Genomic DNA, 24,465 nt, shown 5'->3' on the forward strand with positions numbered 1-24,465 from the left:
CCGCAACCCGGCATCCCGTCACGACGTCGGCAAGACCATCAAACGCGAACCCACGCTCCAGGCCCACCTCGCCGCGCGAGGTTAAACGTCAAGCTGTGTCGGCGCGGTCACGTATCTTCGCCCCTTCGGCCGCATTCGTAAAGATCCTTGCCTTGTGTTCATGCCAACATCATGGAGGTCTGGACCATAGCGAGGACGGGCGCATACGTTCCCTTCACAAGGGCGGGCACCGAGTCGCCGAACTTCCCTGCAAGCGAGGCGACTTCTCCTTGCCATGCCCGTGACCAGGACGTTTGTGATCAGTACCGCAACCGGAGGGAACACACCATGCGCGCCATCGGCAAGAACCTCAGGATCCTCGCGGGCGCCCCGCTCGCCGCAGCCGCTCTCATCGCCTTCACCGCCGGCACCGCCAGCGCCGCGATACCGATCAACAAGCCCATGACCGGCAAGGCGACCTACTACACCGACTCGGGCTACGGCGCCTGCGGCACCCAGATCAACGCCTCCTCGCAGATGCTGGTCGCCGTCTCGCACACCTGGTGGACCACCGCCAACCCGAACAACGACCCGGTCTGCAAGGGCATTTCGGTCAAGGTCACCTACCAGGGCAAGACCATCACCGTCCCGGTGAAGGACCAGTGTCCCTCCTGTGACTCCACCCACATCGACCTCAGCCAGCCGGCCTTCGCCAAGCTCGCCCCCCTCGACAAGGGCGTCATCAGCGGCCTGACCTGGCAGTTCGTCAAGGCCGGCCTCAAGGGCGAGACCGTCGAGCTCTCCGCCCCGATCACCGGCTCCACCATCGGCTGACACTCCGGCGAACCCGGTGCCCGCCCCACGGCCGTCCCGGGGCGGGCACCGGCGCGTCCCGCCAGCGCAGCACGGCGCGGCGCGGTGGCGCCTTTTGGGAAGGTGGTGCATGCCGATCTCGTGAGGGGGCGGCGGTGTTGAGAGGGGAGTGCTGGGGATGGCTGGGAAGCCGGTGCTGTACGTCGTGGTGTGCGCGGCGGGGGTCGCGGGTGGGGTGGGGGAGCTGGTCTCCGCTGCCCAGGCGCAGGGCTGGGAGGTGGGGGTGGTCGCAACTCCCCAGGCGCTGGGGTTCATTGACGTCGACGCGATCACCGCGCAGACCGGCTATCCGATCCGTTCCGCTTGGCGGAAGCCGGGGGATCCTCGGCCGTTGCCGGACCCGGATGCGATCGTCGTCTCTCCGGCGACCTTCAACACGGTCAACAAGTGGGCCTTGGGAATCTCGGACACGCTGGCGCTCGGCATCCTCTGCGAGTCGTACGGCTGGGGGATCCCGGTGGCCGTGCAGCCGTGTCTGAGTGCTGCGCAGGCGGCGCATCCGGCCTATGGCGAGAGCCTGGCGAAGCTGCGGCGGATGGGGGTGCGGATCGCGGAGTTCGTGCCCGGCTCGTACCACTGGACCCGGGCGCTGGAACTGTTGCGGGACTGACCGGGCGGCTGGTCGGGCGCTGCGGGAGGTTTCCGGTGGCGGCGGTCGACTGGTGGCCGCCGCGCCGGGCCCGGACGGCCCCCGGCCGTTCGGACGCGCCGTCGAGCGGATTCGGTCCGCAGCACGGACGGTGAAGGCGTGCTGAGGAGAATGCTGTCGGCCCTCGGGGCCGCCCTGGTGCTCTGCGCGCCCGTGACCGGTGCGCAGGCGCGGTCGCCGGGTTGGCAGGTCGCCGTCGTGGACCAGGCCTCCCGCCGGGTGCTGGTGCTGCAGAGCGCCGAGGAGTTGATGGCCTACCGCGGCCCGGACGCGCTGCCCGTGGTCTGGAGCTGGAGCGCGGACCGGGCGCCCGAGCTGGCCGATCTGGCGCCCGCCCGCAGTTGGACCGACCCGGACGAGGTGAAGAGCCGGGTCCGGCAGGGCCGCCGCTACCTGCTCACGACCGCTGGCGGTGGGCTGGCCGCCGTCGTGGAGACCGCCACCGGCCGGACGAGCTGGGCGGCGGACCTGGGGTCGGCCGTCAACCCGCACAGCATCGAGCTGCTGCCGGACGGCGATGTCGCCGTGGCGGCGAGCGCCGGCGGCTGGGTCCGGCTGTACGCGGCGTCGCAGGGCCCGCGGGCCGCCGGGTACGCGGAGTTCGCGCTGCCGGGTGCGCACGGCGTGCACTGGGACGGGCGGACCGGGCTGCTCTGGGCGCTCGGTGACTCGGCGCTCACCGGGCTGCGGGTCGGCGGCACTCCGGCCGCGCCGACCCTGACCGCCGTCCGGAGCGCCCCGCTGCCCGGCCGCGGCGGCCACGACCTGGCGCCCGTGCTGGCGGCCCCCGGCCGGTTCTGGGTGAGCACGCTGGCCGGCCTCTGGCAGTACGACCCGTCGGCCGACCGCTTCACGCCCGTCCACCTGGCGGATCCGGCCGCCGAGCGGGACGTGAAGAGCGTCGGCGACGAGCCCGGCCGCACCGGCCGGCTGCTCACCGCGGCCCCCGAGCACACCGGTCCGTGCGACTGGTGCACCTCGGTGATCGCCCTGCACCGGCCGGAGGGAACGCGGTCGTTGCGCGGGACGCACCTCTACAAGGCGAGGTGGTGGAGTGCCTATTAGCAGATCTGCGACGCCGAGTAGTCGATCTTGGGGGTCGAGTCGGCGGTACCACTCGAACTGCGGACGGCATTCGGCTGATGGGGCATATTGTGTACCCCGTCAAACTACTCCAATAGTAGTCAGTTTCCTGTCGTGGTCCGAAAACCATCCGTCGACCCCCGTCGACTGGGATAGCGTCGAAGGCGTCGGGGGGCCGACACCGATCCGGTGTATTCGAACACCAGCTACCGGGCCGTAATGGCCGAATGAGTCATGGAGAAAAACATGCGGAATTCCCCTTCGGAAAACCTGCCGGACACACTCGACGGTCTGCAGCTCGCGGTCGACTCGCTCTCCGCATTCCCGGCCCGCAACGCACCGGGCGGATCGGATGTGACCGAGCGGCTCGCGGCCGTCGCCGAACTGTGCCGCTCGGTCGACGCGGTGCTCGACAGCCTGGTCGTCCAGGCGGCCGCCGAGGCCGCCGAGGAGGGGTGGACCGCGGCCCGGATGGCGGCCGAACACTCCGGCTACTACGCCAGGTTGCAGCGCGCACTGCTCCCCGCCGGGGCCGGCGCCGGGCTGACCCAGCCGTGAGCGCGGTGCACCTGGGCGCGCACGTGCTGTCCTGCCCCACCCGGTGGAGCGACGTCGACGAGAACGGGCACATCAACAACGCCCGGCTGGTCGGCTACATCCAGGAGGGGATTTACGACCTGTTCTGCCACCACGCGACCGCCGTGCGGGAATCGCTGTTCCCATCCGGATTCATTATCGCGCGGCACGAGATCGATTACCTGGAGCAGCTGCACCACCGGCCCGAGCCATTGTCGGTGCGGCTCACCGTGGAACGGCTCGGACGGAGTTCCGCGCACGTCGAGGTGAATGTCTGCCGGGATCCGCTCACCTTTATGCGGGCGCGGACCGTGGTGGTCGCGCGGGACCGCGAATCCGGCCGCTCGCGCGCGCTCAGCCCGAACGAACGGCACTTTCTCTCGGCGTTCATGCCGGACACGGCGCGCGCCGAGGCCGCCCTGGCCACCGCGACGGTGACGGCGACCGCGACGGCGCCGACGCAGCGCATGGCGGCCGCAGCCACCGGCAGCCTGCCCTCCGCGCGCCGGCCGCGCAGGCGGTGTCACGCCTCGGCGGGCTGAGCACGGCCCCCGACGGCGGCCCGACCCCCGGGGCCGACGCCCCGGGCCGGCGGCGCGATCGACAACGGCGTCGATCCGCCGGTCCGGCTTCCCGGCGGCCAGGAGGCCGTCCCCGGCAGCGAGCCGGTTCCGATAGCGCCGAGCGGCGCGCGCGACCGGTGCTCCCCCTCCCCGCCCCGGCCAGGGCCGCCTGGGTACTGGTCGGCGACGCGGACGTAGCCGGCGCAGGGCTCGGCGTACGGGCCTCCGGTGGCCGCAAGCCGCTTCAACGCGTCGGCAACGGAGGCGAGTTCGCGGCCGGACGGCCGGACGGCCGGGCGGACGCCAGTGCGCCGCGCAGCAGCTCCGGCAGCACCTGGGACGGCGGCCGGGCGGAGGGCGGCATGCGGGTGGCGGCATGCGTGTGCTCCGGGGAGGTTCAGCGGCAGAGCGCGGCGGCGCCGATCAGTCCGGCGTCAGTGCCGAGTTCGGCGCGGCGCACGTCGAGGCCGCGGATGTAGGAGAGCGCGGCGTAGCGGTCCAGGTGGCGGGCGAGCGGGGCGAACAGGACGTCCCCGGCGGTGGCCACGCCGCCGCCGACGACGACCCGGTCGAGGTCCACCAGTGCGGCCGTGGCGGCGATCCCGGCGGCGAGGGCCTGGGCGGCGCGGTCGAAGGAGGCGAGCGCGAGCGGGTCGCCCGCCGTGGCGGCGGTGGCGACGGCGCGGGCCGTCCGGTCGTCCCCGTCCGGCCGCCAGCCGTCGGCGATGGCGCGGCGGGCGATGGCGGTGCCACTGGCGACGCCCTCCAGGCAGCCCCGCGAGCCGCACGGGCAGTCCTCGCCGTCCAGTTCGACGGTGATGTGGCCGAGGTGGCCGGCGTTGCCGCTGGGGCCGGGGCGCACTGCGCCGTCGAGCACCAGCCCGGCGCCGACGCCGGTCGACACCACCAGGCAGAGCGCGTTGGCGGCGCCCCGGGCCGCGCCCTGCCAGTGTTCGGCGGCGGCCATCGCGACGCCGTCCCCGGCGAGGCGGACGGGCAGTGTGCGCGCCGCCACCGCCGGGTGCGCGGCGACCTCGGCGACCAGTGGGAAGCCGCGCCAGCCGGGGATGTTGACCGGGCTGACAGTGCCGCCGGCGAGGTCGACGGGGCCGGCGCTGCCGATCCCGACGGCCGTCACGGCGGCCCAGTCGGGGGTGGCGGCGAGCCGGTCCAGCACCCGGTGGACGACGGCGAGGACGGCCGCGCCGGGCTCCGTCGACGGGGTGGGCAGCTGGAGCCGGTGCCGCAGCCGTCCGTCGCCGTCGACCAGGGCCCCGGCGATCTTGGTGCCGCCGATGTCGACGGCGGCGAACAGCGGGGAGAGCGGCACGGTGGGCTCCAGGAGGGTCGGCGGGGGCGGCGCCCCGGCCGGTGAGAGCCGGGGCGCCGCACAGCGTAGAGCAGGGTGCGTCAGCGGGCGGCGCTGAGCCGCAGGGTGACCAGCTCGAACGGCCGCAGCGCGAGGTGCACCGCGCCGTCCTCCACCGTCACCTCGCCGCGGGTGCCGTCCCAGGGCCGCTCCAGCAGGTCGCAGGGGACGGCGCCGGCCAGCGGGAAGGAGGTGGCGAGCCGGCCCCGGGCGCGGCCGCCGCGCGCCTCGTAGACGCGGACGACCAGGTCCCCGCTGCGGTCGTCGGCGAGCTTGACCGCGCTCACCACGAGCGCGTCGTTGTCCAGCTCCACCAGCGGAGCGACCCGCTCGGCGCTGCCGGTGACCCGCCGCTCGGGCAGCCCGATCCGGTAGCCCTCGCGGACGGCGTCGCCGATCGCCGCGCCCGGCACGAGGGCGTGCCGGAAGCGGTGCAGGCCCTGGTCGGTCTTCGGGTCGGGGAAGCGCGGGGCGCGCAGCAGCGAGAAGCGGACCGTGGTGGTGGTGCCGCCGTCGGTGTCGCGGACGGTGCGGGTGACGTCGTGGCCGTAGGTCGAGGCGGTGACCAGGGCGACGCCCCAACCGGGCTCGTCGAGGTGGACGAAGCGGTGGTTGCAGGCCTCGAACTTGGCGGCGTCCCAACTGGTGTTGGTGTGGGTGGGCCGGTAGAGGTGGCCGAACTGGGTCTCGGCGGCGTAGCGCTCGGTGTGGATGTCCAGCGGGAACGCGGCCTTGAGGAACTTCTCGGTCTCGTGCCAGTCGACCTCGGTGTCGATGTCGACGCGCTGCTCGCCGGCCCGCAGGCTGAGCGTCTGCACCACGGTGGAGGAGCCGAAGGAGCGGGCGATCCGCACCGAGGCCCGGTCGGCGGTGCACTCCGCGGTGAGCGAGTCCACGCCGGTCAGGTCGGTGACGGTGTTGCGGTAGAACTGGTCGACGTCCCAGGCGTCCCACATGTTGGGGAAGTCGGGGTGCAGCTGCAGCAGGTTGGCGCGGCTGCCGGGGGCGACGGCCTCCCGGCCGCTCGCGACCTCGACCACCGAGCCGATCAGGCCATCGGCGTCGACGACGACCTCCAACAGGCCGTTGCGCAGCGTGAATCCGCCCTCGGGACGCTCGACCGCCGCGCACGGCGAACCGTGGACGACGGCCTCGGCGGCCCCGCCCGCCGGCACCTCCGCGCGGGCGTGCGGCGCCGCGTTGAACACCAGCTCGCGCCCGCCCGAGGCGTCCCCGGCGAGGGCCTGCTGCGCGCGCCCGATCAGCTCACCCAGTTCCGCCGCCAGCGCCGCGTACGTGGCCTCGGCCTCGCGGTGCACCCAGGCGATGGACGAGCCGGGCAGGATGTCGTGGAACTGGTGCAGCAGGACGGTCTTCCAGATCCGGTCCAGCTGCTCGTACGGGTACGGCTCGCCGGTGCGCAACGCGGCGGTGGCGCACCAGAGTTCGGCCTCGCGCAGCAGGTTCTCGCTGCGCCGGTTGCCCTGCTTGGTCTTCGCCTGGCTGGTCAGCGTGGCCCGGTGCAGCTCCAGGTAGAGCTCGCCGACCCACACCGGCGGGTTCCGGTACTCGGCCTCGGCCTTGGCGAAGAACTCGGCGGGCTTCTCCCAGCGGACGGTGGCCGAGCCCTCCAGGTCCCGCAGCCGGGCCGCCTTGGCGATCATCTCGCGGGTGGTGCCGCCGCCGCCGTCGCCCCAGCCGGTCGGGGCCAGCGAGTGCCGGGCGGCCCCCTTGTCCTTGAAGTTCCGTGCCGCGTGGGCGATCTCGCCGCCCTTCATGGAGCAGTTGTAGGTGTCCACGGGCGGGAAGTGGGTGAAGATCCGCGTCCCGTCGATGCCCTCCCACAGGAAGGTGTGGTGCGGGAACTTGTTGATCTGGCTCCACGAGATCTTCTGCGTCAGCAGCCACTTGGAGCCCGCGTTGCGGATGATCTGCGGCAGGCCGCCGGTGAAGCCGAAGGTGTCCGGCAGCCAGGCCTCCTGGTTCTCCATCCCGAACTCGTCCAGGAAGAACCGCTTGCCGTGCACGAACTGCCGGGCCATCGCCTCCGAGCTCGGCATGTTGGTGTCGGACTCGACCCACATGCCGCCGGCCGGGACGAACCGGCCGTCCGCGACGGCCTTGCGGACCTTCGCGTACACCTCGGGGCGGTGCTCCTTGATCCAGGCGAACTGCTGCGCCTGGGACATGGTGTAGAGGAAGTCCGGCTCGTCCTCCAGCAGCGCGGTCATGTTGGCGGTGGTGCGGGCCACCTTGCGGACGGTCTCGCGCAGCGGCCACAGCCACGCCGAGTCGATGTGCGCGTGGCCGATCGCGCTGATCCGGTGCGCCGACGGCACGGCGGGCGCGGACAGGACCCCCGCCAGCTCCGAACGGGCCGCCCCGGCCGTGGCGTTGACGTCCTGCAGGTCGACGGCGTCCAGCGCCCGCTCCACGGCGCGCAGCACCTCCCAGCGGCGGGCGCTCTCCACCGGCAGCTCGGCCATCAGCTCGCCGAGCACCTCCAGGTCCGCCACCAGCTGCCAGACCGTCTCGTCGAAGACGGCGAGGTCCATCCGGGCCAGCTTGTACTGCGGCTGGTCCCCGGCCGTGTCCTTGTCGCCCAACTCGGTGGGCACGAAGGGGTGGTAGTCCAGGACGACCGGGTTGGAGGCGGCCTCGACGTGCAGCAGCACCTGCTCTCCGCCGGCGGCCGGAGCGGCGATCCGCACCCACTGGTTCTGCGGGTTGAGGCCCTTCACGGGGCTGCCGTCCGGGCGGTACACCAGGCCCTCGCACTGGAAGCCGGGCATGTTGGCGTCGAAGCCGAGGTCGATCAGCGCCTCGACGGTGCGCCCGGCCCAGGCCTGCGGCACCGTACCGGTCACGGTGATCCAACTGGTGCCCCACGGCGCGCCCCAGGCGTCGCCGACCGTGATCGGGCTGCGCGGCGCGGCCAGGCCCTCGGCGACCGGGACGGGCTCGCCGGGGGCCGTCCAGATGCCGACCTCCAGCGGGACGGACTCGGGGTACACGGCCGGGCGGATGCGCTCGTCCAGGACGCGCTTGAGACGGGACTCGACCAGGGTGCGGTCATCATGCATGTCAGCGGGCTCCGTTGCGTAGCTGAGAGGTGCGTGGCTGAGAGGTGCGTGGCTGGGGGAACGGGCTAGAGGGAAGATACGTCGTCGGGCCGGACCACCTCGGTGATGCCGCGCGCGGCCAGGTGCGCCCGGTCCCCGGCGCGCTCGGCGAGGACGGTGGTCGGGCGGGCCCCCGCCTCGGCGAGGCGCATGAACGCCTCGTACACCGAGCCGCCGGGGCCGCAGACCGAGCGCTTCGGGGAGGTCACCTCGTCGCCGGTGGCGACCACCACGGCGGTGCTGCGCGGCTTGGGCGGCCGCCAGGAGCGGCGGGCCTCGGCGGCGGCCTCGGCGAGCCGGGCGCCGGCCGGTTTGACCGTCCGGTCGGTGGTCAACAGGCCGAGGCTGTACTCCAGTTCGGGGAAGTCGGCGAGCGAGCGGTCGACGTCGTGCGAGCACCACCAGGTGACGCCCCACAGGTCCGGGCAGTCCAGCGCGGCCTCGACGGTGGCGCCGGTGAAGCGCGCGGCGTCCTCGGGGGTGATGTGCGGGGCGGGTGCGCCGACCTCCTGCAGCCAGACCGGGCGGCCCGGGTCGTCCGCCCAGGCCTTGGACAGCTCGACCAGGTACGCGGCGTGCTGGGCGGTGGCGGTGGAGTGGGCGCCGTAGCGCTGGGCGGTGCCGTTGAACACCCAGGAGTGCACGGCGGTGGCGGCGCCGATCCGCGCCGAGTGCCAGGGGGTGAACGGGTGCTCGTCGAGGTACCAGGCGGCGTCGTACGAGGCGTGCAGGTGGAGCCGGCCGGGGGCGCCGGCCTCGCAGGCGTCGAGCATCCGGTGCAGCCAGGCCCCGGCCTCGGCGGGGGTGGCCCGGTCCGGGTCGGGGTGCGGGGCGCCGGAGAACTGGTTGATCTCGTTGCCGAGCGTCATCCCGAGGAAGTTGGGCCGCTCGCGCAGCGACTCGGCGAGGGTGCGCAGGTAGGCGGCCTGGCCGTCGATGACCTCGGGGTCGGTGAAGAGGTTGCGCCGGTGCCAGGTCCGGGTCCAGGACGGCAGGAAGTCGAAGCTCGACAGGTGGCCCTGCAGGCCGTCCACCGCGACGTCCAGCCCGCGTTCGCCGGCCGCGTCCACCAGGGCCGCCAGCTGCTCGACGGCCCGCGGGCGGATCAGGCTGCGGTTGGGCTGGAACAGCGGCCAGAGCGGGAACACCCGGACGTGGTCCAGCCCGAGGCCGGCGATGGAGTCGAAGTCGGCGCGCACGGCGTCGAGGTCGAAGTCGAGCCAGTGGTGGAACCAGCCGACGCTGGGGGTGTAGTTGACGCCGAAGCGCGGGGCCTGCGGGGTGCCGGTCATGGGCGGTGGCTTCCTCAACGGTGTCGGGGCGTACGGACGGTGGGCTATCCCTTGACGGCTCCCTCCTCGACGCCCCGGAAGAAGAAGCGCTGGCAGACGCCGAACACCACGACGATCGGCAGGAAGGCGATCATGGTGCCGGCCGCGATCAGCCGGGGGTTGGCGGAGAACGTGCCGTTGAGGTACTGCAGGCCGACGGTGAGGGTGTACTTCTGCGGGTCGTTGAGCACGATCAGCGGCCAGAGGAAGTCGTCCCAGGCGCCGATGAAGGTGAAGATCACGATCACGCTGACCATGCCGCGCACGTTCGGCAGGCCGATGTGCCACAGCCGCTGCCAGACGTTGGCGCCGTCCACCAGCGCGGCCTGGTCGAGCTCGACCGGTACGGCGGCGAAGGCCGTGCGCATCAGCAGGACGTTGAGCATCGCGATCGAGCCGGGCAGCGCGACGCCGGTCAGGGTGTCGGCCAGGCCGAGGCTGCGCACCAGCACGTACTGGGAGACGATGGTGACCTCGCCGGGCAGGACGAGCGTGGCGAGGAACAGGCCGAGGACGAGCCGGGCGCCGCGGAAGCGCAGCCGGGCGAGCGCGTAGCCGGCCAGGGTGCAGCCGACCACGTTGCCGGTGATGCAGACGGCGGCGACGATCACCGAGTTGAGCGCGTAGGTCCAGACCGGGATGGTGTCGGCGACCTTGCCGTAGTTGCCGAGGGTGGGCTGGTCGGGCAGGAAGCCGGGGGTGGTGGTGTAGACGTCCTCGGCGGGGCCCTTGAGGGAGGTGGACAGCTGCCACAGGAAGGGGCCGATGACCACGAGCAGGACGAGCAGCAGGAGCAGGTAGCGGGCGGCGGTCTGGGCGGGGGAGGGGGTGTTGAAGCCCCGGGAGCTGCGGGAGCTGCGGGAGTCCTGGGAGCCCTGGGCGCTGCGGGCGCCCTGGAAGCTCTGGGAGTCTTGGGCACGGTGGTCGGCCGGGGAGTCCTGCGTGCTCTTCGCACGGGGGGAGGTCACGGGGTTCAGGCCGCCTTCCGGTTCAGGCGCATCAGCAGCAGCATCGGGCCGACGGTGATGGCGAACAGCATCAGGCTGAGCGCGGACGCGTAGCCGAGGTGGCCGTTGAAGCCGCGGCTGTACATCTGGATCAGCATCACCACCGACATGTCCCGCCCGCCCGGGCCGCCCTGGCCGTGGGAGAGCACGTACAGCTCGGAGAACACGCGCAGCGCGCTGACCGAGATGAGCACGGAAACCAGCATCATGGTCGGCCGCACCCCGGGCAGGGTGACGTGCCGGAAGCGGCGCAGGGGGCCGGCGCCGTCGACGGCCGCCGCCTCGTGCAGTTCGCGCGGGACGTTGGCGAGGGCGGACAGGTAGATGACCATGTAGTAGCCGAAGCCCTTCCACACGGTCAGGGCGATCGCACTGAACAGGAGCAGCCAGCGGTCGGTGAGGAAGGAGACCGGGGAGTCGGTCAGCCCGGACTGCCGGAGCAGGCCGTTGACCAGGCCGCGGTCGTCCAGCACCCAGCCCCAGATCAGTGCCACCACGACGGCGGACGCGATGACCGGGGTGTAGAAGGCGGTGCGGAAGAAGGTGATGCCGGGGACCTTCCGCTGGACGAGCAGGGCGAGCAGCAGCGGCAGGAAGGTCAGCAGGGGCAGGCAGACCAGCATGAAGACGATGCTGTTGAGCAGGGCGTCGGCGAGCTGTTCGTCGTCGAGCAGGCGCCCGTAGTTCTCCAGGCCGGTGAACCGACCGCCGCCCAGGGGCTTGGCGTTGGTGAAGGACAGGATCACCGTGTTGACGGCCGGCCAGAGGTTGAAGACGGCCAGCCAGACGATCGCGGGCCCGGCGAGCAGCCAGGGGGTGAACCAACGCCGGTGGGTCATGCCGTTGCCTTCCTGGGGGCGGTGCGGGTCATTCCCGGGGCGGCGGGCGGGGGGGCCCGCCGCATCGCCGGTACGGTCGGTGGTGGCGGCGGCCGTCAGCCCTTGAGCAGCTTGTTGCACTGCTCGACGGCGGAGTCCAGTGCCTGCTTGGAGCTCGTGTCGCCGCTGATGGCCAGCGCGAACTGCTGCTTGATGATGGTGCCCATCGCGTCGTCGACCTCGACCGGCTGGATCAGCTTGGCCTTCGCGAGGGAGGTGAAGGCGATCACCTTGGCGTCGCCCGCGTTGGTGCCGTCACTCCGGCTGAAGAACGGGTCGCCGGACGAGGCCTTGGTGGACGGGAAGACGCTGGTCAGGTGCGCGAAGGCCGCCTGGTTCTCCGGGCTGGTGACCCAGCGGGCCAGGGCGACCGCGGCGGCCGGGTTCTTGGTGGTCTTCGGGATGGACAGGCCCTGGACGTAGAGCGGCGGGGTGGCCATCGCGGGGGAGGAGACGACCTTCGGGGCGAGGGTGGGGTTGTCGGTGGCGAGGCTGGTGATGTAGTTGCCGCCGCCGGTGGTCCAGGCCACCGTGCCGGAGCTGAAGAGCTTGGAGTTGCCGGCGTAGGTGTCGGTCAGCACCCCGTTCGGCATCAGACCCTCCTTGAAGGCGTCGCGGTACTTGTCGAGCAGCGCGGCGGCCTCGGGGGTGTTGAAGGTGAAGGACTTGCCGTCGTCGGCCATGAGCTTGACGCCGATGTTGTAGAGGTCGCCGAGGCCGGGCTTGCGGCTCATCAGGTAGCTCTGGCCACCGGACTTCTCCTTCATCACCCTGGCCTGGGCGATCAGCTCGTCCAGGGAGGCGGGAGGCTTGGCCGGGTCCAGTCCGTTCTTGCTGAGGAGTTCCGAACTCCAGTAGTTCACATCGGTGTTCAGGTACCACGGGTAGCCGAAGGTGCCCTGGTAGCCGTTGAAGCGGTAGGCGTCCACGCCGCCGGCCACGTACTCGTCGGAGAGCTTCGGGTCGGCCTTGGCGACGTCCAGCAGGACGTCCTTCTTCGCCAGCGGGAAGGCGAAGTCCGGCGGGAGGTTGACGACGTCGGGCAGCCCGCCGGCGGCGGCCTGGCTGAGCACCTTGTCGGAGTAGCCCTCGCCGGGCTGGTCGAGCCACTCGACCTCGACACCGGGATACTTCTTCTTGAAGCCGTCGATGACGCCCTGCATGTAGTCGGTGAACTTCGGCTTGAGCGCCCAAGTCTGCAGCGAGACCTTGCCCTTGACCTCGCCGGTGGCGGCCGCACTCGCCACGCTGTCGCTGTTCTTGGTGCCGTCGGAGCCGAGTCCGCAGCCGGTGAGCGCGGCCGCGGTGAAGGCCGTCGTCGTCAGTGCCGCCCAGATTCTTCGCATGAGGGTCTCCCGGTCCTGAGGGTGGGTGGGGGATCGTGCCGAGTTCGGGGTGTTCGCGGGGGTGGTTCCGAGGGTGGTGTCGGGGCCCGGCCGACAGCTGTACGGCCGCCGGGGTGTGCCGGATTCCGGGACCTGGGCCTACTGGGCTCACTGGTCTCACTGAGCGTACGGGACTACTAAACCGGTCTAGCTCTGGCAGGGACTATGCTCCCGCCTAAACTTGGATGTCAAGAGAGGAGTCGGGTCCTGTGGGCAGACCGACGATCGCCGACATCGCGCGCCAGGCCGGTGTCTCCAAGGGCGCGGTGTCCTTCGCGCTCAACGGCAGACCCGGGGTGAGCGAGGCGACCAGGGCCCGAATCCTGCGGGTCGCCGAGGAGATGAACTGGCGCCCGCACAGCGCCGCGCGCGCCCTCGGCGGCGCCCGGGCCGACGCCGTCGGGCTCGTGATCGCCCGCCCGGCCCGGACCATCGGCGTCGAGCCGTTCTTCAGCCAACTGCTCTCCGGCCTCCAGGCGGTGCTCTCGGCCCGGTCCGTCGCGCTGCACCTGATGGTGGTCGAGGACACCGCCGCCGAGATCGAGGTCTACCGCCGCTGGGGTTCCGAACACCGGGTCGACGGCTTCATCCTCGTCGACCTGCAGGTCAAGGACCCGCGACCGCCCGTGCTGGACGAACTCGGGCTGCCTGCCGTCGTCCTGGGCGGCCCCGGCAAGGGCGGCAACCAGCTGCGGATCTGGGCCGACGACCGGGAGGCGATGCTCTCGATCGTCGACTACCTGGCCGCGATCGGGCACCGCCGGATCGCCCACCTGGCCGGACTGCCGCACTTCCAGCACACCCAGCGGCGGATCCGCGCACTGCGCGACGCCTCCCGCCGGCTCGGCCTGGAAGAGGCCGTGTCGGTGCCCACCGACTTCAGCGACGCCGAGGGCGCGGCCGCCACCCGCACGCTGCTCTCCCGTGCCAGGCGGCCCACGGCGATCGTCTACGACAGCGACGTGATGGCCGTCGCCGGGCTCGGTGTGGCGGGGGAGATGGGCGTCGCGGTACCGGGCGAGCTGTCCATCGTCTCCTTCGACGACTCGGTGCTGGCCCGGATCGTCCACCCGCCGCTGACCGCGCTCAGCCGGGACACCTTCGCGCTCGGCGAGCAGGTCGCCCGCAGCCTGCTGGAGGCGCTGGACGAGGCCGGGCCGGGCCGGGACCTGCAGATGCCCACGCCGCGGCTGACCGTACGGGAGTCCACCTCGCCGCCCGGTTCCGCCGGCGGGTCCGTCGTCGGGCCCGTCGGCGAGTCCGCCGTCGAGTAGATCGGCGATTCGCTCTCCGGAGTGGTTGCTGCGCGAGTCGTTGACAGCGGTTCTGAACCGGTTTAGCCTCGCAGCGCCAACCGGCACCCGCTCGGCGCAGCCTCGCCGTGACCCGCCATAGTCCGCCTTGCTGCGTAGCCCGCTGTACTCCCCCGTACCCCGTCCGGCTCCCGCTGCGCCCGTACGTCGAGGCACCGCCGCAGCGGCGACGTCCCCCCTGCTCCAGCACCGGCACGTCCGCATGCACCAGGGCCCCCGTCCGCGACGGCGGCCCCACCCCCACCTCCTCCGCTCGATCGGAGTCACCGCAGTGCGACTGTCACGACGCCTCTCCCCGCTGCTCAGCGCCGCCCTCGCGACGGCCGCGCTGACCGCTACCCCGGCGGCCTGGGCCGACCCGATACCGGCCGCGGCGCCCGCCGCGACCGCCGCCACCGCCGCGACGGCTGCCGGTACGGGCACGCAGCCCTTCGCCTCGTACTGGTACCCCAGCACTATCCTCACCTGGGATCCGGCCACCGACCCTGACGCCCGCTTCAACCGCTCCCGCGTCCCGCTGCAGCCGCGCACCAGCGACCCGGCGCTCAAGGCGAACCCCAACGCCCGCACCGGCGAAGGCAAGATCACCTCACTGGTCTCCTTCGGCCCCACCTCCAACAACCCCTCGCAGGGCTCCGCCGACCCCAACTACTACGCCTTCGGCTACTGGCAGTACGTCGACAAGCTGGTGTTCTGGGGCGGATCGGCCGGCGAGGGCCTCATCCTCGCCCCCAACCCGACCGTCATCGACGCCGCCCACCGCAACGGCGTCAAGGTGTACGGCACCGTCTTCTTCCCGCCCGGCGCGTACGGCGGCCAGCTCCAGTGGGTGCGCGACTTCGTCCAGAAGTCCGGCAGCCGCTACCCCGTCGCCGACAAGCTCGCCCAGGCCGCCCAGTACTACGGCTTCGACGGCTGGTTCATCAACCAGGAGACCGGCGGCGGCGATTCGGCGCTCGCCACCGAGCTGCGCAACCTCATGCAGTACACCAAGGCGCAGAGCGGCACCGAGTTCATGTGGTACGACGCGATGACCACCTCCGGCGCGGTCAACTGGCAGAACGCCCTCACCTCGGCCAACTCGCCGTTCTTGCAAGATGGTTCGAAGCGCACCTCGGACTCGGTGTTCCTGAACTTCGACTGGTCGGCGAGCGGTCTCGACTCCTCGCGGACGCTCGCCCGGCAGCTCGGCCGCAGCGAGTACGACCTCTACTCCGGCATCGACACCGAGGCCAACGGCTACAACACCTCGGTGGACTGGAACACCCTGTTCCCCGCCGGCAAGCCGCACACCACCTCGCTCGGCCTCTACCGCCCCGAGTGGACCTGGAAGTCGGCCACCGACCGCGCCGACTTCTACGCCAAGGACTCCCGTTACTGGGTCGGCACCGGCAACGACCCGTCGCGGACCGACCCTTCGGCGAGCTGGCCCGGCCTGGCGAGCTACGTCGCCGAGTCCTCGCCGATCACCGCCAAGCCCTTCGCCACCACCTTCGACACCGGGCAGGGCGACTTCTACAACGCGGGCGGCGCCCGGGTCGCCACCGGCGGCTGGAACAACCTCTCGCTCCAGGACGTCCCGCCCACCTACCGCTGGGTGGTCGACTCCGGCGGCAGCAAGCTCACCCCGTCCGTCGACTTCGGCGACGCCTACCAGGGCGGCTCGTCCCTGCGACTGACCGGCACCCTGGACGCGGCCAACACCGTCCGGCTGTACGAGACCAAGCTGCCGGTCACGGCGGCCACCAAGCTGGACCTGGTGGTCAAGACCCCGGCCGCCGGGCCCACCAAGCTCAAAGCCGCCGTCGCCTTCACCGACGCGCCCGGCAGCTTCACCACGATCGACGTCGGCGCCGACTCCGGGACCGGGTGGGAGCGACACACCCTCGACCTGTCCGCCTACGCGGGCCGCACCATCGCCCAGCTCGCACTCCGGGTCGACGGCACCGACCCCTCCTACGACCTGCGGGTCGGCCAACTCGCCGTCTACGACGGGTCGGTGCAGACCCCGGCGGCACCCAGCGGCCTCACCGTACTCGGCGCAGCCGACGTGACACCCGGCACCAGCCAGTCTCTGCGCCTGTCCTGGACGGCGGCATCCGGCGGCAACGTGCACCACTACGAGGTGTACCGGCGCAACGCGGACGGCAGCCGGACCTTCCTCGGCGCCACACCCAACGACGCCTACTTCGTCGGGCGGCTCGACCGGGCCGGCGGCGAGGCAGCCACCACGCTCGACGTCGAAGCGGTGTCCACCACCTACGGGCGCTCGACCGCCGCGTCCACCACGGTGAGCTGGACCGGCACGCCGCCGACCTCCACCAACCTGGCCCTCAACCGCCCCGCCACCTCCCCCGGCCAGTGCAACGCCAACGAGGGCCCCGCCAAGGCCGTCAACGGCAGCGTCAGCGGCGGCAACAGCGACAAGTGGTGCAGCCTGAACACCGACAAGTCGCTGGAGGTGGACCTCGGTTCGGCGAAGCAGTTGTCGAAGTTCGTCGTCAAGCACGCCTCGGCGGGCGGCGAGAGCACCTCGTACAACACCCGCGACTTCACCGTCCAGGTCCGGTCGAACAGCACCGACCCGTGGACGACGGTCGCCACCGTCACGGGCAACACGGCCGGCACGACGACACACCCGGTGAACACCACCGCCCGCTACGTCCGCCTCGTGGTCACCAAGCCCACCCAGACGACCGACCCGGCCGCCCGCATCTACGAGTTCGAGGCCTGGGGCGCGTAAAGGGCATCGTGGGGGACAGCATCATCAGCGCAGATTTCGTGAGCCAGGCCCCTTCGCTAGGCTGCGGCCATGATTCGTGCGGTGGTGTTCGATGTCGGCGAGTGCTTGGTGGACGAGACCCGGGAGTACGGCACCTGGGCGGACTGGCTCGGCGTGCCGCGCCACACCTTCGTCGCCCAGTTCGGGGCCGTGATTGCCCAAGGCCGCGACTACCGCGATACCTTCCAGGTCTTCCGGCCCGGCTTCGACCTGTACGTGGAGCGCGAGAAGCGGGCGGCGGCAGGCCGGCCCGAGACGTACGGGGAGGAAGACCTCTACCCCGACGTCCGTCCCGCGCTCGCCCGCCTCCGCGCGGACGGCCTGTGGCTGGCCATCGCGGGTAACCAGACCGTGCGGTCCGGGGCGATCCTCCGCCGGTTGTTCACGGACGACGTCGACCTGATCGGCACTTCCGACGACTGGGGCGCGAGCAAGCCGGCGGCGGCGTTCTTCGAGCGCGTCGCCGCCGTCGCCCCGGCCGAGCCGGACGAGGTGCTCTACGTCGGCGATCGTCTCGACAACGACGTTCTCCCCGCCGCCCGCGCCGGGATGCGGACCGCGCTGATCCGCAGGGGGCCATGGGGCTGGATCCAGCAGCACGATCCCGCAGCGGACAGTGCGACCTTCCGGATCGATTCGCTCAGCGAGTTGCCGGAGCTGATCGCGAAGGCTAACGCTGGAGGGAACTGAGCGTCGCCGACCAGGAGTAGAGGCGGTCGTCGACGCGTCGGACGGCTTCCGAGTCCTGCCAGGGGGTGAGTGCTCGGCGGGCCTCGCGGACCCGCTCCATGCCGGTGGCGTACCAGGTCGCGCTCAGCTGATCGAGTGCCTGCTCCAGGAGGGCACACGCCGAGTCGGGCCGGCGTGCTGCGGCCTCAACGGCCGCAAGGTCGCCGAGGACGACGACCCGCTGCTTGCCGTCGGTCTCCGGAAGTCTGGCGAGCACGTCCTCAAGCGTCGTCCGGGCCTGGGGAATCAGGCCGGCTGCCAGTTCGGTGTTGCCCTTGAACGCGGCGAGCCGGGTGGTCGAGAACCACGTGAACCACTCCGGGCTGCGGTGCTCGGCGTCGGCGGTGAGGGTTTCTTCGGCCCGGCGTAGCAGCGAGAGTGCTTGGCGGTGGTCGCCGCAGCGGGTCAGGCATTCCGCTTCCACGGCATCGAGCCACGCCAGCAGCTCCACCGAGGCGGCCCCCCGGCGGGCGTACGTACGGGCGGCTCGGATCCGTTCGGCCGCGTCCTCGCGCTGCCCGGCCCAACCCGGGACGAAGGCGGAGTGCCCGAGGACCGCAGCGCCGAGGAGGGAGTCGTCGGCCGCACCGGCCGCCTGTAGAGCCCGCACGAAGGTGGCGTCGGCGACGTCCGGCCGGCGGAGGTCGAAGAACTGGATCCGGCCCGCCAGCAGGAGGCTCTCCGCGAGGGCGGACGCGATCACCCTCCTGGCGACGCCGTCGGTGTCGGCCAGGAGGGCCGCGCCCAGGTTGGCGTGCTCGGCCACGGCCTGGTGCAAGGTGGCGGGCGCGACGCTCCAGTAGAGGCGTCGATGGGCTTCGGTGACCATGGCGAAATCCGTGCCCACGGTGGCCGGTTGCGTCGCGGACGCTGCGATCGGCCTCGGCAGCGCGGGGGGAGCCGAAAGGCGGCGGCCGGGCGACGCGGCCTCCTCCGGAGCCATCCGGATGCTGTTGTCCCACGGCGCGCGGAATCCGAGGTCCTCGATCGGTAGGCGAAGGACATAGGTGAGCAGCTGCTGGTGGTCATCTCGTGGCCACGGCGGGTTGGGAGACTCCCACCGACCGATCTGCTTGCGGCTCACGATGATGTCGCCCAAGCCGAGTTGGCGTGCAGCGTCGTGCAGCGCGGCTGCGAGCGCTTGTTGGCTGGAGAGGCCGCGAGCCTGCCGGGCTGCTTTGAGCGCGGTGTTGCCGATGGACCGGGGCATGGTGTCCTCCGAACTGCTGATGCTGCATCAACCCTACGGCCGAAACAGACGTTTCTCAGTCCTTTGCTCGGCTTTGCGGTAGCAAGAGGCCCTCAAGAGTCTCACGGACGTCCCGTTCAAGGGGTTCAGAGTGTTCCGCCGGAGGCCGACGATCTCTACATCACCGCCTGGTGTCACATGGCTACTGATTGTGGGGGTCGCATGTCCGGCACGGCCGTCTCAGGGCTCATCGTCAGCCCTCTCAGGACCGCTCGGTTTCCGGTGCCCCTGGAGTGGGGTGTGCCACCGGACGGTGCGGCGGTTCCGGCGGCTCGGCGGTTGGTGGTGTCGATCCTCCGGGCCTGGGGTGTTCCCCTGTCCGGCGAGGCGCTGGGGGAGTTGGAGCTCTGTGCGGGCGAGGTGATCGCGAATGCGATGGAGCACGGGAAGACGCGGTGCACGGTGACCGTTCGCCGCGTGGGGGAGCGGGTGCGGGTCGAGGTCGCGGATCCCGGCCCGACGCTCGACCGCCGGGTCGCCGACCCGGAGGCGACCGGCGGTCGTGGGCTGCTGCTGGTCGAGGCGCTGGCTCACTCGTGGGGCTGGCATCCGGCGGGGGTGGGCAAGGTGGTGTGGTTCGAGTTCCTGGAATCCGGTGAGTCACCGTGCCCCACGTACGGGTGGGGCACGGCGCGTGACCTCTGTGCGTTGCAGCCGGTGGTGGTGTGAGGCTGCCGTCACCGCTGGGGCATGGGTGCCCCGGCGGCGCGGAGCTTGGCCTCGGTGAGGGCGGTGAGGCGGGCCGAGATCGGGGCCTGGTCCTCGCGGTGGTTGTTGATCATCTTGTACTGGGTGGAAGCCCTGCTCCACGCCCGCAGGCTGGTGGGGTTGCCCGGCAGGGCGGGGTTGGCGAGGTAGTGGTCGGCCATGGCGGCGGCGAGTTCCTCGATCCTCGGGTCGTCGGGTTCCCAGCTCTCGGCCTCCCACCCGCGCTTGGTGAGCTCGACGGATTCCGGGTCGGCGAGCCGGTGTTCGAGCTGGGTGAGGAAGCCGTCGAAGCCTTCCGGAACCAGGGCCCGGGTGAGCACCAGCGCTTCGCGTTGCGCGGCGACGTAGTCGGGGCTGAGACCGAGGCCGGGCATCCGGTCCAGGATCGCGCAGGCGCGCTCGGGCAGCAGGGCCCGGTCGCCTTCGGCGGTACGCGCCCTCGGGGACGTACTTCACCAGCGTCACGATGCGCTACATCGGCTGCTGACAGCCGGTGGGTCGTTCAGGCTGCGGACGCCCCGGTCGGCGTCGACGCCCCGTCAGTCTCCGTCAGCCGCCGTCACTCCCGGTCACCCGCCGTCAGTGCCACCAGAACGACCAGCACTTCTCGAGGAGGAGTTCCTGCGCGTAGTCGGTGAGGCTCTCAAGGCCCCGGAAGACGTTGTCGGGGCAGAACGCGACGTGCTCGGCCGCGATGGGCAGGGCCTCGTCCACGTCGTCCACGTCGTCCTGCCGCACCGTGGCGCTCAACCGCAGGCCGTCGGGGCCGACTTCGACGACCCGGGCGCCGAACCTCCGCTCCCAGCTCCGCAGGACGGCGGCGAGTTCGCCGGGGTCGCGGTGGCCGGCCGCCGTCCAGCCGCAGACGGCCAGGGCGTCGGCGCCGCTGTCGGCGCGGACGAGTCCGATCCGCAGCTCGGGGTCGTTGCGCAGCAGCCGGCGGGCCACGTCGTCGGCGGCGTCGTCCGGATCGCCGTCCGCCAGGCGCGGGGAGGGGGCCGGGCCCGGCCAGTCGGCGCCGAACGGCTCCAGCATCAGGTGCCGCTCCGCCGCCGTTTCGGGGTCGTCCGGGCGGGCCACGGCCGGGGAGTTCCACCAGCCGCGCAGCAGGGCGGAGGGGTCGTGGGAGTCGGGCGAGGTCGCTCGGGCGGGGGCGAGCTCGCCGGTGGCCCAGGGGCGGAACTGCGGGTCGCCGGTGTGGCGCGTCAGCAGTAGTGGCCACAGGCCTGAGCGCGGGTGCTCCCGCCGCAGGTCGTCCCAGAGTCCGGCGGGTGCCGGTCCGTCGCTCAGCCACATGACCGGGGTGTCGTCGCCGCCCCCGGCCGGGACGATGAGGCGGCCCGGCGGCAGGGGCGTGGACAGGGCGGACTGCGCGGCGGACCCGGCGGGGAACAGCGGGTGGAGGCCGGGCGGCAGCGGGGCACGGTCGATCATGCGTCCACGGTAGGGGGTGGGGCCGACAGTCGTCACAGCCGCTCGGGGACCGGGTTGCCGACGGCCTCGATGGCGCGGCGGACGGGCACCTTGAGGAGCACCGCGAAGCCGATCACGAAGAACACCAGCAGCGAGATGATCGCCGAGCGGTAGCTGCCGGTGACCTGGAACGCGAGGCCGAAGACCAGCGGGCCCATCCAACTGGTGCCGCGGTCGCTGACCTTGTAGACGCTGAAGTACTCGGCCTCCTTGCCGGCCGGGATGAGGTGGGAGAAGAGCGAGCGGGAGAGTGCCTGGCTGCCGCCGAGCACCAGGCCGATCATGCAGGCCAGCGCGTAGAACCAGAGCGGCTGGTGGGCGGGCATGAAGTACCCGAGGGCGAGGGTGACCACCCAGCCGAGCAGGGAGCCGAGGATGGTCCGCTTGGCGCCGTACCGCCGGGCGATCCGACCGAGCAGCAGGGCACCGCCGATCGCCACGACCTGGACCATGAGCACGGCGGTGACCAGGGAGGTCTGTTCCATGCCGAGTTCCTCGCTGCCGTAGAGCGAGGCCTGGGAGACGACGGTCTGGATGCCGTCGTTGTAGCAGAGGAAGGCGGCGAGGTAGAGCAGCGTGAGCGGGTGCTTGCGCATGCCCTTCAGGGTGCGGCCGAGTTCGCGCAGGCTTCCGGCGGCGGGCTCGCCGGCCTCGGCGGCGGCCCGGGCGGGTGCCACACCGGCCCGGGAGGGCAGCCGCAGCATCGGGACGATCGTGAACAGCGCCCACCACAGGCCCGCCGAGGCCAGGCAGATCCGCACGGCGGTGCCGGAGGACAGGCCGAGCGCGTCGTGGCCCTCGAACAGCGCCAGGTTGGCGATCAGCAGCACTCCGCCGCCGGCGTAGCCGTACGCCCAGCCCTTGGAGGAGACCGCGTCGCGTTCGTCGGGGGCGGCCAGGCCCGGCAGGTAGGCGTAGGACAGTGCGACCGACACGGCGTACGCGAGGTTGGCGACCACCAGCAGTGCGCCGCCGAGCAGGTAGCGGTCGCCGTCGAGGAAGAACATCCCCATCGTGGCGATCGCGCCGATGTAGGCGAACGCGCACATCAGCTCCTTGTGCCGCCCGGTGCGGTCCGCGACGGTGCCGGTGAGCAGCATCACCGCGACCGAGATCAGGACGGAGAAGGAGACCGTGTACGGGAAGAACGACCCGGCGCGGATCGACAGGCCGAGCGGGTGCACGTCGCCGGACGCGTCGGCGGCGTTCTTGGCGACGGTGGTCAGGTACGGCCCGAGGAACACCGTCAGGACGGTGGCGGAGAAGGCGGCGTTGGCCCAGTCGTTGACGTACCAGCCGAACTGCATCCGGCGCAGGGCACGCCCGTTGTCGTCGGCGGCCGCCTGGTCGGTGGCCTGGCCGGTCGCCGGGGCGGTCGGTGGATCGTCCGGCAGGTGCGTCGCCGAGTTCGTGGTGCTCATGGGGTTCCCATCACCGTGCTGGAGCCGGTGCTGCCGTCCGTCCAGCAGCCGCGCTCGCCGAGGACGTCCCGCAGGACGTCGATGCGATCGGCCATGATGCCATCCACACCGAGGTCGAGGAGAGCCCTGATCCGTGCGGGATCGTCCACAGTCCAGACGTGGACCTGCAGGCCGAGGCGGTGGGCGGCCCGGACGAAGGCCCGGTCGACGACCCGCACGCCCCGGTGCCGCTCCGGTACCTGCGCGCACACCCCGGCGAACGGCGCCCCGCGGCCCCGCAGCAGCGGCCCGGCCAGCGAGCGCAGCCGCAGCCGGGCCACGTCGCGCGGGCCCAGCGAGGTGGCCAGCCGGGGGCCGGCGGCGGCGCGGACGGCGGCGAGCCGGCTGTCGGAGAAGCCGCCGACGCAGACCCGGTCCCAGGCGCCGGTGCGGCGGACCGCCTCGACCAGCGGGGCGATGGCCGGCGCGGCCTTGACGTCGATGTTGAACCGGGCGTCGGGGAACGCGCCGAGCAGCTCCTCCAGCAGCGGTACGGGCTCGGTGCCGCCGATCCGGGCTTGCCGGACGGTCTCCCAGGGCAGCTCCGACACCGCTCCGGCGCGGTCGGTGACCCGGTCGAGCCGGGAGTCGTGGAATGCCACCAGCACGCCGTCGGCGGTGGCGTGCACGTCCGTCTCCAGGTAGCGGTACCCGAGGGCGACGGCGGCTTCGAAGGCCGCGAGCGAGTTCTCCGGGTGCCCGAGGTCGCCTCCCCGGTGGGCGAAGGCCAGCGGCCCCGGATGGTCGAGGAAGGGGTGCATGTCGTGCTCCGAGTTGCTGGGGGAGGGGCCCGCCGGGCCCAGGAGGCCGAGCGACGCGGGCCGCCCCGACGGCCGCCCCGGGCGTGCGCGTTACAGTATTACGTGCCCTGTCAAGCGGTAACGATCGGTACGCGGGCGGCCTGGTCAGGACGCGGCCGTCCCCCGCCGGTGCGGCCCCAACCGGCGTGGCCCCGTCGGCGCGGCCCCCGATGCGCCGCCACCCGGTGCGCCCCGCCGGCGTGCGCCTGACCCCCTGTCGGCTGCGGGCTCGCCCGCCCCGCACTCGTTACGTTCTCGACCCAGGTGTCGGCCTGCGCGCCCCATCGGAGGGGATCACCAACTACGGCCTGCTCGCGGCGAAACCCACCAACCGGCCGGACGCGGCGCCGGGCACGCCCACCGAGCACTACGTCACCCCCGCGCAGATGACCCGCTTCCTGACCGCCTACTTCGACCGGTGGCTCGCCCACGGCGATCCCGGCATCCACGTCCGGGAGTTCGACGGCCTGCTCAGCCGCCTCGCGGACCGGCCGTCCACCGTCTGCACGCTCGCCGGCGGCTGCCTCGGACGCTACTACCTGGTCGAGCCCACCGGTGAGGTCGCGCACTGCGACCTGTTCATCGGCGACCCCGCGTACACCGTGGGGAACGTGCTGACCGGGTCGTTCGCGTCCTTCCGGAACGGCCCGGCCCTCACGGGGCTGCGCACGGCCAACGACCGCGCGCTGAGCGGGATGCGGGGCTGCCCCGAGTACGGCACCTGCAACGGGTGGTGCCCGCACGAGCGTTACACCGCCTTCCGGCACGATCCGGCGTTCACCGGCGAGTGCTGCGGCCTGCGCGACCTCATCGCCCGCATGCGTCGGCGCCTCGCGCTCGATGCGCCGGCCGCACGTGCAGCCATGACGCCGACGATGCCCGTCCCGATGGCGTGATTCGGCGGGAGATCGTACAGGAATCAACTTTTCGACAATATTTGATCATTTTTGATCGTTTAGGACATCGATTGTTGTGACCTTTGCCACAATGTGACCTGGCCTCGAGGTTTCATTGCCGCGATTTATGTGGCTGAAACATTCCACGGTGGCCTGATGTCACGTAACTATTCGTCAGATGTTCAGATTTGATGGCAGTGTGGGTGAAGCCGTACCACCTTCTGACCTGCTGCACACTGA

General features: G+C 71.9%; 21 protein-coding genes. 10 read left to right on the forward strand and 11 right to left on the reverse strand.

Annotation, left to right across the window (positions count from 1 at the left end; genetic code table 11):
• Nucleotides 1-327: 327 nt before the first annotated feature.
• From AC0B61_RS08215 to AC0B61_RS08235, 5 genes are all read left to right on the forward strand, one after another.
• Complete coding sequence (locus AC0B61_RS08215) at nucleotides 328-813, forward strand: cysteine/serine endopeptidase inhibitor (protein WP_189921308.1); 486 nt, start codon at nucleotides 328-330, stop codon at nucleotides 811-813.
• Between the two features lie 157 nt (nucleotides 814-970).
• The gene (locus AC0B61_RS08220; RefSeq protein ID WP_471739805.1) at nucleotides 971-1,462 is read left to right on the forward strand and encodes a flavoprotein; all 492 of its coding nucleotides are present in this window, start codon (nucleotides 971-973) and stop codon (nucleotides 1,460-1,462) included.
• A 138-nt stretch (nucleotides 1,463-1,600) separates the two neighbouring features.
• Entirely contained in the window at nucleotides 1,601-2,566 is a 966-nt protein-coding gene (locus tag AC0B61_RS08225; protein WP_471739806.1) for a DUF6528 family protein, read from the forward strand.
• A 264-nt stretch (nucleotides 2,567-2,830) separates the two neighbouring features.
• Nucleotides 2,831-3,142 carry a hypothetical protein gene (locus AC0B61_RS08230; protein WP_471739807.1) on the forward strand — a complete coding sequence of 104 codons (312 nt, stop codon included), beginning with the start codon at nucleotides 2,831-2,833 and terminating at the stop codon, nucleotides 3,140-3,142.
• Nucleotides 3,139-3,702 (forward strand): acyl-CoA thioesterase, encoded by a 564-nt coding sequence (locus tag AC0B61_RS08235; protein WP_471739808.1) that lies wholly within the window; start codon nucleotides 3,139-3,141, stop codon nucleotides 3,700-3,702. Before AC0B61_RS08230 ends, AC0B61_RS08235 begins: the two co-directional genes overlap by 4 nt.
• Before the next feature lie 418 nt (nucleotides 3,703-4,120).
• Here the strand turns inward: AC0B61_RS08235 and AC0B61_RS08240 are convergent, their stop codons facing one another.
• From AC0B61_RS08240 to AC0B61_RS08265, 6 genes are all read right to left on the reverse strand, one after another.
• Complete coding sequence (locus AC0B61_RS08240) at nucleotides 4,121-5,053, reverse strand: ROK family protein (protein WP_471739809.1); 933 nt, start codon at nucleotides 5,051-5,053, stop codon at nucleotides 4,121-4,123.
• Between the two features lie 80 nt (nucleotides 5,054-5,133).
• Nucleotides 5,134-8,175, reverse strand: coding sequence for an alpha-mannosidase (locus AC0B61_RS08245; protein WP_471739810.1), 3,042 nt, complete (start codon nucleotides 8,173-8,175; stop codon nucleotides 5,134-5,136).
• A 65-nt stretch (nucleotides 8,176-8,240) separates the two neighbouring features.
• Nucleotides 8,241-9,506 carry a glycoside hydrolase 5 family protein gene (locus tag AC0B61_RS08250; protein ID WP_471739811.1) on the reverse strand — a complete coding sequence of 422 codons (1,266 nt, stop codon included), beginning with the start codon at nucleotides 9,504-9,506 and terminating at the stop codon, nucleotides 8,241-8,243.
• Nucleotides 9,507-9,550: 44 nt separating this feature from the next.
• Entirely contained in the window at nucleotides 9,551-10,513 is a 963-nt protein-coding gene (locus AC0B61_RS08255) for a carbohydrate ABC transporter permease (protein ID WP_471739812.1), read from the reverse strand.
• A 5-nt stretch (nucleotides 10,514-10,518) separates the two neighbouring features.
• A complete protein-coding gene (locus AC0B61_RS08260; protein ID WP_471739813.1) occupies nucleotides 10,519-11,391 on the reverse strand; it encodes a carbohydrate ABC transporter permease in 873 nt (290 codons plus the stop codon).
• A gap of 95 nt (nucleotides 11,392-11,486) precedes the next feature.
• Nucleotides 11,487-12,776, reverse strand: a complete 1,290-nt coding sequence (locus AC0B61_RS08265; protein WP_471739814.1) for an ABC transporter substrate-binding protein — start codon at nucleotides 12,774-12,776, stop codon at nucleotides 11,487-11,489.
• Nucleotides 12,777-13,024: 248 nt separating this feature from the next.
• Here AC0B61_RS08265 and AC0B61_RS08270 point away from each other — a divergent pair, with 248 nt between their 5' ends.
• The 3 genes from AC0B61_RS08270 to AC0B61_RS08280 all read left to right on the forward strand — a co-directional run bounded on the left by AC0B61_RS08270 (nucleotide 13,025) and on the right by AC0B61_RS08280 (nucleotide 17,600).
• Nucleotides 13,025-14,089 (forward strand): LacI family DNA-binding transcriptional regulator, encoded by a 1,065-nt coding sequence (locus tag AC0B61_RS08270; RefSeq protein WP_471739815.1) that lies wholly within the window; start codon nucleotides 13,025-13,027, stop codon nucleotides 14,087-14,089.
• A gap of 310 nt (nucleotides 14,090-14,399) precedes the next feature.
• Complete coding sequence (locus AC0B61_RS08275; RefSeq protein ID WP_471739816.1) at nucleotides 14,400-16,871, forward strand: endo-beta-N-acetylglucosaminidase; 2,472 nt, start codon at nucleotides 14,400-14,402, stop codon at nucleotides 16,869-16,871.
• Nucleotides 16,872-16,940: 69 nt separating this feature from the next.
• Nucleotides 16,941-17,600 carry an HAD family hydrolase gene (locus AC0B61_RS08280; RefSeq protein WP_471739817.1) on the forward strand — a complete coding sequence of 220 codons (660 nt, stop codon included), beginning with the start codon at nucleotides 16,941-16,943 and terminating at the stop codon, nucleotides 17,598-17,600.
• Here the strand turns inward: AC0B61_RS08280 and AC0B61_RS08285 are convergent.
• Nucleotides 17,581-18,849: a transcriptional regulator gene (locus AC0B61_RS08285; protein ID WP_471739818.1), complete on the reverse strand. Its 1,269-nt coding sequence runs from the start codon at nucleotides 18,847-18,849 to the stop codon at nucleotides 17,581-17,583. The genes AC0B61_RS08280 and AC0B61_RS08285 overlap by 20 nt on opposite strands.
• A gap of 201 nt (nucleotides 18,850-19,050) precedes the next feature.
• Here AC0B61_RS08285 and AC0B61_RS08290 point away from each other — a divergent pair, with 201 nt between their 5' ends.
• A complete protein-coding gene (locus tag AC0B61_RS08290; RefSeq protein ID WP_471739819.1) occupies nucleotides 19,051-19,557 on the forward strand; it encodes an ATP-binding protein in 507 nt (168 codons plus the stop codon).
• A gap of 8 nt (nucleotides 19,558-19,565) precedes the next feature.
• On the opposite strand, the gene AC0B61_RS08295 is transcribed toward AC0B61_RS08290, so the two are convergent.
• The 4 genes from AC0B61_RS08295 to AC0B61_RS08310 form a co-directional block, all read right to left on the reverse strand.
• The gene (locus tag AC0B61_RS08295) at nucleotides 19,566-19,970 is read right to left on the reverse strand and encodes a hypothetical protein (RefSeq protein WP_471739820.1); all 405 of its coding nucleotides are present in this window, start codon (nucleotides 19,968-19,970) and stop codon (nucleotides 19,566-19,568) included.
• A 205-nt stretch (nucleotides 19,971-20,175) separates the two neighbouring features.
• Nucleotides 20,176-21,030: a DUF4253 domain-containing protein gene (locus AC0B61_RS08300; RefSeq protein ID WP_471739821.1), complete on the reverse strand. Its 855-nt coding sequence runs from the start codon at nucleotides 21,028-21,030 to the stop codon at nucleotides 20,176-20,178.
• A gap of 32 nt (nucleotides 21,031-21,062) precedes the next feature.
• Nucleotides 21,063-22,490, reverse strand: a complete 1,428-nt coding sequence (locus AC0B61_RS08305; protein WP_471739822.1) for an MFS transporter — start codon at nucleotides 22,488-22,490, stop codon at nucleotides 21,063-21,065.
• Nucleotides 22,487-23,290 (reverse strand): glycerophosphodiester phosphodiesterase, encoded by an 804-nt coding sequence (locus AC0B61_RS08310; protein ID WP_471739823.1) that lies wholly within the window; start codon nucleotides 23,288-23,290, stop codon nucleotides 22,487-22,489. Before AC0B61_RS08310 ends, AC0B61_RS08305 begins: the two co-directional genes overlap by 4 nt.
• Before the next feature lie 209 nt (nucleotides 23,291-23,499).
• Here AC0B61_RS08310 and AC0B61_RS08315 point away from each other — a divergent pair, with 209 nt between their 5' ends.
• Complete coding sequence (locus AC0B61_RS08315; RefSeq protein ID WP_471739824.1) at nucleotides 23,500-24,225, forward strand: SPASM domain-containing protein; 726 nt, start codon at nucleotides 23,500-23,502, stop codon at nucleotides 24,223-24,225.
• Nucleotides 24,226-24,465: the final 240 nt, after the last annotated feature.

It is taken from the genome of Kitasatospora sp. NPDC023385 (assembly GCF_055664045.1).